The organism is Yoonia sp. MH D7, assembly GCF_054439475.1.
In genome coordinates, this window is sequence record NZ_JBTJCF010000003.1 from 227,228 (window position 1) to 239,795 (window position 12,568).

Annotated in this window: 5 protein-coding genes and 1 pseudogene; 3 read left to right on the forward strand and 3 right to left on the reverse strand. The window is 59.2% G+C overall.

Translation table 11 applies throughout. From position 1 onward, the window contains the following. The first annotated feature begins 45 nt into the window (after positions 1–45). The 3 genes and pseudogenes from ACXLHR_RS18305 (at position 46) to ACXLHR_RS18315 (ending at position 9,148) form a co-directional block, all read left to right on the forward strand. A pseudogene (locus ACXLHR_RS18305) lies at positions 46–5,375 on the forward strand (alpha-2-macroglobulin family protein). After that, positions 5,372–7,363, forward strand: coding sequence for a penicillin-binding protein 1C (gene pbpC / locus ACXLHR_RS18310; RefSeq protein WP_458792906.1), 1,992 nt, complete (start codon positions 5,372–5,374; stop codon positions 7,361–7,363). The pseudogene ACXLHR_RS18305 and the gene pbpC overlap by 4 nt, the downstream one beginning before the upstream one ends. Before the next feature lie 15 nt (positions 7,364–7,378). Next, the gene (locus tag ACXLHR_RS18315) at positions 7,379–9,148 is read left to right on the forward strand and encodes an SLC13 family permease (RefSeq protein ID WP_458792907.1); all 1,770 of its coding nucleotides are present in this window, start codon (positions 7,379–7,381) and stop codon (positions 9,146–9,148) included. Between the two features lie 29 nt (positions 9,149–9,177). Here ACXLHR_RS18315 and guaD read toward each other — a convergent pair whose 3' ends face one another. The 3 genes from guaD to ACXLHR_RS18330 form a co-directional block, all read right to left on the reverse strand. Continuing rightward, the gene (gene guaD / locus ACXLHR_RS18320) at positions 9,178–10,479 is read right to left on the reverse strand and encodes a guanine deaminase (RefSeq protein ID WP_458792908.1); all 1,302 of its coding nucleotides are present in this window, start codon (positions 10,477–10,479) and stop codon (positions 9,178–9,180) included. 66 nt (positions 10,480–10,545) lie between these two features. Next, entirely contained in the window at positions 10,546–12,147 is a 1,602-nt protein-coding gene (locus ACXLHR_RS18325) for a xanthine/uracil/vitamin C permease (protein WP_458792909.1), read from the reverse strand. Between the two features lie 67 nt (positions 12,148–12,214). Continuing rightward, positions 12,215–12,568, reverse strand: a 354-nt coding sequence (locus ACXLHR_RS18330; protein ID WP_458792910.1) for an XdhC family protein, incomplete at its 5' end; no start/stop codon positions are given.

The following is a 12,568-nucleotide window of genomic DNA, read 5'->3' on the forward strand; positions in this document are numbered from 1 at the left end:
GATCGTGCCAGCGTGTGCCTGTCAGTTTGGATAGGGTGAGTGATGATGCGGTCTTTGAAGGTGATGTTTGTTTCAGGGCTTTTGGCGTGGGGCGGATTGGCCTCGGCGCAGGATGAGCTGCCGCAAAGCCGCACGATTTACGAGCGGGATGTGGATTTGGTTGGCACCGATTTGCGCCAGATTTTTGACACCACGTTAAGGGCCTGTGAAGCGGCGTGTTCGAATGATGCGAGCTGTCAGGCGTTTACGTATAACGCGCGGTCCAATTCGTGTTTTCCCAAGCGGGACCTGACAGATATTGTTGCATTTGAGGGGGCTGTGTCGGGCCGGATTTATCCGACGGATCCGCGGGTTTTAAGCACGCAGCAGGCGCGTCGCGACGAGTTGGATTTTTTGGAGGGGCAGTATTTTGATGATGCGGCGGGCTTGGTTTCGGCGGGTAACCAGCCGTTGCGCAATGCCACGGGCGCGCAGCAGATGGCGTGGACCCGCGCGATAGAGAATGATGTGGCGGCGGATTGGGTGGCCTTTGGTCACGCGGCGCGCGCGGATGATAGTCGTATTTCCAGTCTGGCGATGCCTGCATATGTGCGGGCGTATTTGTATAGTTTTGATGGTGATATACGGCGTCAGGCGGCGGAGACTATTGCGTTTGAGTTAGAGCGGCAGGGTCGCGGTCGTTTGATGATCGACGCTTTGCGCCTTGCGCAATTGATCTGGTTCGAGCGTGAGACCGAAGTTGCGTTAGATACCGCGATTGGAAAATACGGGTTTCGTGTGGTGGATACCACGGTGGAAAGCGATAGCGGCACGCCGCGCATCTGTGCCGTGTTCAGCGAGGATCTGATCAAGGTTGGCACCGATTACGCGCCGTTTGTGCAGCTGCCTGATCCGCAACTGGCGGTGAGTGTGAGTGATGGCCAGCTTTGTGTCGATGGTGTCGAGCATGGTAATCGCTACCGGATCGTGCTGCGCGAGGGCTTGCCTGCTGCGAGTGGTGAGGCGCTGATCCGGCCTGTGGATTTGACGCTTTATGTGCGGGACCGCGCGCCTGTTGTCCGCTTTACCGGGCGTGCCTATGTGTTGCCGCGCGTCGGCGATATTGCGATCCCGATCGAGACGGTGAACATGACGACGGTGAATTTGAAGTTGAGCCGTGTGGATGACCGCAACCTGATGCGCACTATTCAGTCGGGCATGATGGACAGTGCGTTTTCATATGGCGGGGACGCATTTTTATCCGACGAGATCGGAACGAGTGTTTGGCAGGGCGAGGCGGATGTTGCCGGTGATCTGAACCGTGATGTACTGACGCGTTTGCCGTTGGGCGAGGTTTTGCGCGACGATCCTGCGGGGCTTTATGCGCTGACTGCGAGCAGTGATGACGATGATAATGCCGCCACAACCCAGTGGTTTGTGTTGTCGGATTTGGGGGTTGCGACCTATTCGGGCAATGACGGATTGACGGTGGCAGTGCGCGGTTTGGCAGATGCCGGATCTGTGCCTGACGCGGAGGTGACACTGGTGTCGCGCAGCAATGCGGTGTTGGCGCAGGGGCAGACGGACGGCGAGGGCGTGGCACGGTTTGACGCGGGGCTAACGCGCGGTTTGGGTGGTGATGCGCCTGCATTAGTGACTGTGTCGAAGGGCGACGATATGACGTTTTTGTCGTTGACGGACCCTGCGTTTGATTTGTCGGATCGGGGTGTTGAGGGGCGTGAGCCTAGCCCGCCGATGGATGTATTTTTGGCCACGGATCGCGGGGCCTACCGTGCGGGTGACACGGTTCATTTGACAGCATTGATGCGCGATCAGGTGGCGCTAGGTTTGAGCGGCGTGCCGTTGATTGCGGTGCTGACGCGTCCTGATGGTGTGGAGTATAGTCGGATTGTGTCGACCGAGGACCGTGCGGGGGGGCATGTTTTTGCGCTACCTGTGGCTGCGACGGCGCCGCGAGGGACGTGGCAGATCTCGGTTTTGGTGGACGCGGATGCGGCGCCTTTGGCGCGGACCACAGTTTTGGTTGAGGATTTTCTGCCAGAGCGGATTGATTTTGATTTGGCGTTGCCCGAGCGGATTGCGCTGGGGGATATTCCGAATTTGCGAGTTGATGCGCGGTATTTGTTTGGCGCGGTTGGGGCTGATTTGGATGTTGAGGGCGAGGCGCTATTGCGTGCAGTGGATCGTCTGGACGGGTTCACGGGTTACGTGTTTGGTCAGTATGACGCGGAATTCGAAGCGCAGTTACGGTATCTGGATACGGCGAGCACGGATGCGGAAGGCGTGGCGAATTTGCCGGTTGAACTGCCAGAGGTCAGCGCGTCACAACCGTTAGAATTGCGCGTGACGGCGCGTGTGAAAGAGGGGTCGGGTAGGCCGGTCGAGCGGCAGGTCACGGCGCAGGTTTTGCCCGATCAGGTGATGATCGGGATCAAGCCGTTGTTTGACGGAGTGATTGGCGAGAATTCGGCGGCGGCGTTTGATGTAATTGCGCTCAATCCTGATTTGAACGCGGCGGATATGGCTGTGAAATGGACCGTCAACAAAGTCGACACACGTTATCAGTGGTACCGTATGAATGGCCGTTGGGATTGGGAGCCGACGACGACGCGCACGCGGATTGCAACGGGAGAGGTGACTTTGGGCGCGCAAGCTGTGCGTGTGGAGGCGGATGTCGCGTGGGGGCAGCACGAGATTGTTGTCGAGGCGATTGGCGCGGATTATGCCGTGGCGTCGGACGATTTCTATGCAGGCTGGTATGCGCCTGCGTCCGCCGATCATACGCCTGATTTGATGGAGGCGTCTTTGGATGCGGCGAGTTATGCCGTGGGTGATACGGCGACGTTTCGTATCGTGCCGCGTTATGCGGGGCAGGCGGTTGTGACAGTGATGTCGGACCGGTTGATTACGATGAAAACCGTGCCTGTGACTGAGGGCGAGAACTTGATTGAGTTGCCTGTTACGGCAGAATGGGGTGCGGGGGCATATGTGAGTGCTTCGGTTATTCGGCCGATGGCGGTGGCGGAGTTGCGCAATCCTGCGCGGGCGTTGGGGCTGGGATATGCTAAGGTTGATCCTGCGCAGAAAGCGTTGAGTGTGACGTTAAGCGCGCCTGAGACGATGCAGCCGCGTGGGCCGTTGGATGTTGAAGTGCAGGTGGATGGGGTGACAGCGGGCGAGACCGTGTTTGTGACTTTGGCTGCTGTGGATCTGGGAATTTTGAACCTGACTGCATTCAAATCGCCCGATCCGCAGGGCCATTATTTTGGTCAGCGTAAGTTGGGCGTGGAGCTGCGCGATGTTTATGGGCGTTTGATTGACGGGCTGAATGGCGCGATGGGTGTTGTGCGGTCGGGCGGCGATGCGATGCCGAATACTGGCATGCAAAGTCCGCCGCCGACTGAGGATTTGGTGACGTATTTCACGGGGCCTGTGCAGGTGGATGCGCAGGGGGGCGCGCAGGTCAGTTTTGATTTGCCTGCGTTTAACGGCACGATCAGGTTGATGGCGGTTGCATGGTCGCAGACCGGTGTCGGCCAAGCGGAGCGCGATGTTTTGGTGCGTGATCCCGTTGTCGTGACCGCGAGTGTGCCGCGGTTTTTGGCGCCGTCTGATCAGAGCCGTTTGCTGTTAGAGATTGTGCATGCGGATGGTCCTGCGGGTGAGATGGGATTGAGTGTTGTGGCCAATGGTGTGGCGATGGTGTCGCAGATTGCGCCGACTTTTGACTTGGTGGAGGGGGGAAGCAGGTGTTCGAGATCCCGTTTGCCGCCGTGGATGTTGGCACGCATAGTATCGAGGTGACGTTGACCACGCCTGACGGGCGCGAGTTGGTGAAATCGCTGGTGGTGCCTGTGGTGTTGAATGATCCCGAGGTCAGCCGCATAGAGCGGTTTGCGTTGGATGCGGGGTCGGATTTCAGGTTTGATGATAGTGTCTTTGCCGGCATGGTTGCGGGAACGGGGCGGGCGACGCTGGCGGCGGGTCCTTTGGCGCGGTTTGATGTGCCTGGATTGTTGAATATGCTGGATGACTATCCTTATGGCTGCACCGAGCAGACGGCGTCGCGCGCGATGCCTTTGCTGTATCTTGACGAGGTTGCGGGCGCGATGGGCCTGACGCCGCGTGATCAGATTGCCGACCGTGTCACCAAGGCGATTGCCGAGATAACGGCCAATCAGTCGGCCAATGGCGCGTTCGGGATGTGGGGACCGGATTCGGGCGATACGTGGTTGGATGCCTATGTCACCGACTTTTTGACCCGCGCCCGTGCAGTTGGGTATGCGGTGCCTGATGTGGCCTATGACAATGCGGTGGCGAACCTGCGCAATGCGGTGAATTACTATCCTGACTTTGATGAGGGTGGTGCCGATCTGGCGTATGCATTGTTTGTTATGGCCCGTGAGGGAGAGGCTTCTGTCGGGGATCTGCGTTATTATGCGGATCAGAAAGCGGGGGCATTTTCGACGCCTTTGGCCTTGGCGCAGATGGGCGCTGCCTTGGCGCAATATGGTGATCAGCCGCGCGCGGATGCGATGTTTGATCGTGCGGGGCGTAAGCTATTTTCGTTGATTGATCAGGCAGAGGCGCGGGTTTGGCGCAGTGATTATGGCACCTATCGCCGGGATACGGCGGCAGTTCTGGCGTTGATGGTCGAGGCTGGAAGTGCGGCGATTGACCGTGATGCGTTGCTGGCACGGATTGGCGGGTCTGTTGAGCGGGCGTCGACGCAGGAGGCGGTTTGGACATTGCTGGCGGCGCATGCCTTGATTGCGGATTTTCCGGCGCAAGGTTTGACGGTTGATGGTGTGGTGCCTGAAGGCCCATTGGTGCAGATGCGCGAGGCGGGTGCTGCGCCTGTGCTGATTGCAAATGCGGGCGATCAATCGACAGAGATCACTGTCACGACTTATGGTGTGCCGGTTGTTCCGCAGCCCGCGGGCGGGAATGGCTATGCGATTGAGCGTATTTATACCACGATGGAGGGGCAGCCTGTGGCGGTGGATGCCGTGCCGTTGGGGACTCGCTTGGTTGCGGTTTTGACGGTGACGCCGTTTGGGCGGCAGGAGGCCCGATTGATGGTGGATGATCCGCTGCCCGCGGGGTTCGAGATTGATAACCCGAACCTGATTTCGGGGGGCGATATTGACGGGCTGGAGTGGCTAGAGACGGTCGGTGCTGAAACGGCGGAGTTCCGTGCGGATCGATTTATTGCTGCGGTGGATTGGCGATCTGATCAGCCGTTCCAACTGGCGTATATTGTGCGGGCGGTCTCGCCAGGCCAGTTTCATCATCCTGCCGCGTCGGTGGAGGACATGTATCGTCCGCAGATGAATGCCCGCACTGACGCGGGGCGGGTTGCGATTAGCGAATGACCCGCCTGATTTGCGCCCTTGTCGTCTGTTTGTGGGCGGCGGGGGCGGCGCGTGACCAATTTGACGATTGGGTTGATGGGACGGTTTTGCCCGTTCTGGCGGCGGATGTCAGTGCCGAATTGCGCGACCGCAATGGCGATTTGTTACGGGTTTATACCAATGCGGCGGGGCGATGGGTTTTGCCTGTGGCGTTGGCGGACGTGGATCCTGTGTATTTGCAGATGCTGATCCGATATGAGGACAAGCGGTTTTTGCAGCATGGCGGCGTTGATCCGTTGGCGATGGTGCGTGCTGTGGCGCAGGCGGTTTGGCATGGACGAGTGGTGTCAGGGGGGTCGACCTTGACGATGCAAATAGCGCGACTGTTAGAAGATGGTGGCACGGGGCGTTGGGCGGGCAAGATGCGGCAGGTGCGGGTGGCGCTGGCCTTGGAGCGGCGGTTGAGCAAGGATGAAATACTGGCGCTATATGTGAACCATGCGCCGTTTGGCGGGAATATCGAGGGGGTTCGGGCGGCGTCGTATGCGTATTTTGACCGTCCGCCACGCCGTTTGACGCCGTCACAAGCGGCGTTATTGGTGGCCTTGCCGCAGTCGCCAGAGACCCGCAGGCCGGACCGTGCGCCGCTGGTGGCGACCCGTGCGAGAGATGCGGTGTTGGATCGTTTGGGCGTGGATGGTGCGCGTGATGTGGTGAGCGCGGTGCGGCACGGATTGCCCGCTTTTGCGCCCCATGTGGCGGATCGTGTTTTAGGGGCGGAAATGGGGCAGTCGCGCCATGATGTGACGTTGGATTTAACGGTGCAGCGGGCCTTGGAGCGGTTGGCGGCGGAGGCGGTGCAGGGGCGGTCTGACGGGGTGCAGATTGCGCTAATTGTGGCGGATCATCAGAGTGGGCATGTTTTGGCGAGCGTTGGATCGGCGGCGTATTCTGCGCAGGTGCAGGGTGGATTTATTGATTTGACGCGGGCGGTACGCTCGCCCGGATCGACGTTGAAGCCGTTGATTTACGGGCTCGGGTTCGATCAAGGGTTGATCCATCCGGAGAGTTTGATTGCGGATCGTCCGACGAATTTTGACGGCTATATGCCGCAGAATTTTGATGGGATGTATCGTGGGGAAGTACGGGTGCGCACGGCGTTACAGCACTCGTTGAACATTCCTGCGGTGGCGGTGACGCAGGCGTTAGGACCTTTTCATTTGCTGGCGGGGATGCGCCGTGCGGGGGCCGATCCAAAAGTGCCGGGGGGTGCGCCGGGGCTGGCGGTGGCCTTGGGCGGTGTGGGCTTGAGTTTACGTGATTTGGTGCAGTTGTATGCGGCGTTTGGCAATGGTGGTGTGGCGGTGGATTTGCGCGAGCAGGATGCGCCGAGTGCGGGGTTTACGCCGCAGGTTGTGATGAACCGCGCGGCCGCGTGGCAGGTGGCGGATATTTTGCGCGAGACGCCGCGACCGCGCGGGGTGCAGGCTACGGGGTTAGCGTATAAAACCGGCACGTCGTATGGGCACCGTGATGCGTGGGCTGTTGGGTTTGACGGGCGCTATGTTGTGGGTGTCTGGATGGGTCGCCCTGATGGGACACCTGTGCCCGGAGCGTTTGGTGGCGATTTGGCAGCGCCTGTGATGTTCGATGCCTTTGCGCGGATTGCCCCGACTGTGACGCCGATCGGGCCGCCGCCGCATGAGACGTTGCTGTTATCCACGGCAAGGCTGCCCAGTCATTTGCAGCAATTTGGACCGAAGCGTGTGGCGGGTGGTCCTGCGCCGCGCATTGCGTTTCCGCCCGACGGGGCGGTGATGGAGGGGATCTTGGCGACGGTGAAAGTGCGTGATGGTCGTGCGCCGTTTGTGTGGTTGGTGAATGGGGAGCCTGTGGCGCGGACCCATCGTGCGCAGGCGGATATCGCGTTGACGGGGGTCGGGTTTTCCGCTGTGACGGTGATTGATGCAGATGGCAAGTCGGACCGCGCGCAGATAGAAATTCGCTAGGATGAAGGAGTAACGATGCCAAGTGACCAGACGTTGATTTTGGGGATTTTTGTGGTGCTGTTTGTCCTGCTGGTCTGGGGGCGTATCCGGTATGATCTGGTGGCGTTTGGGGCCTTGGTTGTGGCCGCGTTGTTGGGGTTGGTGGAGCAAGACGCGGTGTTTTCCGGTTTTGGCCATTCGGCGGTGGCGATTATTGCGCTGGTGTTGATTATTTCGCGCGGGCTGGTCGGGTCGGGCGCGATTGAAAAGCTGGCGACAAGGTTGCTGGATTCAGAGCGCCCTTTGCCGTTGCATATTGCGGTGATGGCTGTGGTGGGGGCGGGGTTGTCGGCGGTGATTAACAATGTGGCGGCGCTGGCGATCCTGATGCCACTGGATGTGGATACTGCCGTGAAGGCGAAGCGCGCGGTGAGTAAATCGCTGATGCCGTTGTCGTTTGCGACGATTTTGGGGGGTATGATTACCTTGATCGGGACGCCGCCGAATATTGTGATTTCAGAGTATCGGCAGGATGCGTTGGGTGCGCCGTTTGGCATGTTTGATTTCACGCCTGTCGGGTTGATCGTGGCGATTGCGGGTATTGCATTTGTGTCGTTGGTTGGCTGGCGATTTTTGCCGGACCGTGACGGGTTAAACGAGGAGGCGTTTGAGCAGGGTCGTTATATTGCCGAGCTGCGCGTTGGCGAGGAAAGCGCGGAAGACGGGCAAACGATTGGCGGGCTGTATCCTGCGGCGGACGAGCATGATGTCAATATTTTAGGGTTGGTGCGCGGGGGTAAACGCTTGGCCGGGTTTTCGGCGCGGCGCGAAATTCGGGCCGGTGATTTTCTGGTGGTCGAGGGAGCGCCTAAATCCATCGAAGCGTTTATGGGAAAAAGTGCGCTGGAGTTTTCCGGTTCCGAGAAACATGCAGGCGGGGTGACGTCGGAGGGTTTGACCCTGACCGAGGCGATTGTGCCTGAGGGGTCGCGGGTTGACGGGCGCACGGCGCGCAGTTTGCAACTGCTGTATCAACATTCGGTGACGTTGTTGGGCGTATCGCGTGGCGGGAAGCGGTTTACCGATCGGGTCCGGTTATTGACGATCAAGCCCGGTGATGTGCTGTTGTTGCTAGGCGCACCTGACCGCGTGGCGCATGCCGCGACGTGGTTGGGTGTTTTGCCGTTGGACGGGCGCGAAACGCCTGTGGTGCAGCGGTCCAAAGCGGGGTTGTCCATCGGGATTTTTCTGGCGGCGATTGCGGCGGCGGTTTTGGGTTGGACGTCGTTGCCTGTGTCGTTGGCTGCGGCGGTGATTGCGTTTGTCGGTGTGGGGTTGGTATCGGGGCGAGAGGTGTATGCGTCGGTCGAGTGGAAGGTGATTGTGCTGTTGGCCAGCCTGATACCGATGGCAGAAGCGTTCGAGCGCTTGGGCGGCGCAGAGATGATCGCGACCCAGATTTTGAATGCGACCGAGGGTTATCCTGTTTGGGTGTCGCTGTTTGCGTTGATGGTTGTGACCATGACGTTATCGGATTTTTTGAATAATGTGGCGACGACACTATTGGCCGCGCCGATTGGTTTAGGGTTGGCTACGGCTACGGCGACCAATCCTGATACGTGGTTGATGACGGTGGCGATTGCCGCGTCTTGTGCGTTTCTGACGCCGATCGGGCACAAGAACAATACTATCATTCTGGGGCCTGGCGGGTATCGTTTTGGTGATTACTGGCGCATTGGTTTGCCGCTGGAATTGCTGGTGCTGGCGGTTGGTCTGCCTGCGATTTTGGTATTCTGGCCGCTATGATTGCAAGGTGGTGCCGCGGGACCGTGTGTTCAGGGTTGCGGTTTTTTCTGCGCAACGCCTGACACATAGGTTTGCACAATGCTGCGGTCGTCGCCCATCATCATCAGGGCAAAAAGCTCTTCGGCAAGCGAGCCTGATCTGTCCAGTCGCAGGGCCATTGCGGGTGTGGCGCGGGCGTCGAGCACGACCACATCTGCTTCGGTGTCTGCATCTAGGGTACCGATTTTGTCGGCCATGCCCAGCACGGTTGCGTTGCCGCGCGTGATCCAGTGGAAGGCGCGCAGGGCGTGGAGTTTCTGATCTTGCAGTTGCAGGATTTTATAACCCTCATTGAGCGTTTGCAGCATCGAATAGCTGGTGCCGGCCCCGATGTCGGTCGCGATACCGCTGGAGATGCCACGCGCGCGTAGTCCTGCGTCGTCAAACAGACCGCTGCCGAGGAACAGGTTGGAGGTCGGGCAGAACACCGGATGCGATCCTGTGGCCGCAATGGCGTCGATTTCGCGGTCTTTCAGGTGGATCGCGTGGCCTAGAAATGTACGCGGTCCTAGCAGGCCGTAGCCTTCGTAGACGTCGAGGTAGTCGCGCGCATTGGGGTAGAGTTCGGCGGTGAAGGCGATTTCTGCGTGGTTTTCGGAGAGGTGCGTTTGCACATAGCAGTCGGGGTGTTCTGCCGCCAATGTGCCTGCGACTTGTAGTTGTTCGGGCGAGGAGGTGATCGCGAAGCGCGGAGTGATTGCGTAGGATGCCCGCCCGACACCGTGCCATTTTGCGATCAGGTCTTTGTTGTCGTCATAGCTGGATTGGGGTGTGTCGAGCACGGCGTCGGGGGCGTTGCGGTCCATCATGGTTTGCCCGCCGATCATGCGCATGTTCCGGTGGGCGGATTCGGCAAAGAACGCCTCGGCGGAGGATTTGTGTGAAGAGCAGAAGGCGAGTGCCGTGGTGGTGCCGTGGTCGGTCAGCAGGGTGCAGAATTTATTGGCCATTGCGCGGGCGTGTTGCGCGTTGCCGTATTCGGCCTCTGCGGGAAAGGTATAGCCGTTGAGCCAGTCGAGCAGTTGACTGCCCCAGCTGGCGACGATCTGGATCTGCGGGAAGTGGATATGTGTGTCGATGAACCCTGCCATCAGGATGTGCGGGCGGTGGTCGATGATTTTGGTGTCTTTGGCGGTTGTTGCCAGATCATCGTAGTTGCCCGAGGCCGCAATCATGCCGCCGCGCATCAGGACCGCGCCATTTTCGATATAGCTATAGGCCTGTGTGTCGTCCGCATCTGTGGGTTCAGAATGGAACGTCAAGAGCCGTCCGCGCAGCAGTGTATCAGTCATGGCAGGTGTCCTGTGGCAAAGAAGTGTGGAGAAAGCGGGGCGGTTTAATGCCGCCCCGCGTGTGTGTTACCGCAGGTCGTAGGCGGGGTCGTCGGTCATGAAGTCAGGCTCGTCGGGCACAATGATCCGGTGTTCCAGATCGTCTTTGGGGGCGATTTTGGGATAGATCAGCATGAAGAGCCCGATAATCAGGTAGCCCGCTGTGATCCCGTCGAGTTGCGGCATCTGGAGCGTGTAGCTGTGGATGATCCCGATCGAGGACATGACTGCGGCAGATATTGCGAACCAGCCGGCGTATTTGAACCGCCCGTCGATCACGTCTGCCACGATTGCACCCCAGACAAGGCCGGTGATGATTGCCCCTTGGGAGAGGGCCAGATGTCCTTCGTAGTGGGCGCCTTCCATCAAGAGGGCCGCGGTGAGTTCGCTGTCGCCCAAGGCGGGCAATCCTTCGACGCCGATGTTGCGCATGGCGTTCATCATTGACCCCCATTTTGTGATGAGGAACGCCGAGATATGCGGCAGGATCGCAAAGGCCACGGCGGCCATATGGGCGGGTTTCACGGCAAATGCGGTGTTGGTGATTAGGCTGACCGAGACGAAGACCAGCACGGGTGCTGCGGCTGCAATCGGGATCAGACCTGCGAGGAATGATAAAAACCCGAGGAAGGCTGCCGCGGCGATGACCAAGGCCACACCGATGGTATAGCCTGCGCGTGCATCGAGCCGTTTGTAGGCTGGATGGCCGATGTAGACGGTTGTCGGGAATGGCGAGCCGAACAGGGCGCCGATCATTGTGCCGGCACCGTCTGTCAGCTGGCAGATGCCGACGGGGTAGGCGTCGCCTGCCGCTTCCGCGGATTCGACGTTGTTCATGGTTTCGATGAAGTTGTAGATTTGCACGGGGATCAGCACCAGAAACAGCTCTGGATTGGCGAACAGGTATTTGATGCCTGCTATCATGTCGCCAAAGTATGGCACGGGTGGATAGAACCCGATCCCGTCCGTGTTGAACGAGGATTGCCCGAGGAAGATGGCGATGACCGTGCCTGCGCCGATGGCGACCAGACCCGCAGGGATATTGCCCGGCAGGCGGAACCGCCCGATCAGACCCCAGAGGATAAAGAGCAACGACGAGAAGCCGATGATCGGATGTTCGAAGATTTCTGCTAGTGGGACCGACCCGATGAACACCAATGCGATGCCGCACAATGTGCCAAGCATACCTGCGCGCGGTGTGATGCGTTTCAAAAAGGGGCCTACGAGTGCGCCGAACGCCGCGACGATGCCGCCCATAAAGCCCGCGCCGATGCCGACCTGCCATGCCAGAAGCGGATCGTTGGTGGCCCAATAGATCGGCCCGATCACGCCAAACAGATAAACGAACATCACCGGTGTCGAGATGCCGTAGGGCAATGCTGTGACGTCTTTGCCCTGCTTGTTGGCGACGTAGCGCGCCAGTAGGGTATAGACCACAACGCCTGCGAGAATGGCAACGGCTGCGCCCGGGACGATTCTGCCAAAGACGATTTCGGCGGGCATTTGAAAGACAAACTGGCAAACCCCCGACAGGATCAGCAGATTAACAAGGTTGTCCGTGAAAAGTGCCCAGAACGCGTTGAAATCGCTCCGGTTGAAAAGTTTGTAACTGTAGGCCGTATCAGACATTTTTGTCCTCCCTTTGATGTCTGCGCCTTCCACCACCCTCCCGTGGGTCGGGCGCATTTTTTTGTTATTATGTCGTCAAGGTCCTTTGTTGGCTTGGCGTTTTGGTCAGTTGTGTCATGACCTCTGCCGCGACAAAGGCCGCGATAATCGCGGGGCGTTTGTCGGTGCTGACGGTGGCCCCGATGGGGCAGATCAAGCGGTCCGTGGCGGTGGCGGGAGCCTGTGTGGCACAGAACCGTTCGAATTTTTTGCGTTTGGTATGTGACCCGATCATGCCGATATAGGCAGCGTCGGGCCGCGCCAGTGCTTCGGCGGTCAGCAGGAAATCAAGTGCGTGGTCATGGGTCAGTATGATGAATGCGGCGCCTGGCGAGGCGCGGCGAATATCGGCCTCTGGGAGTGCGGTCAGGCGGCGGTCGAC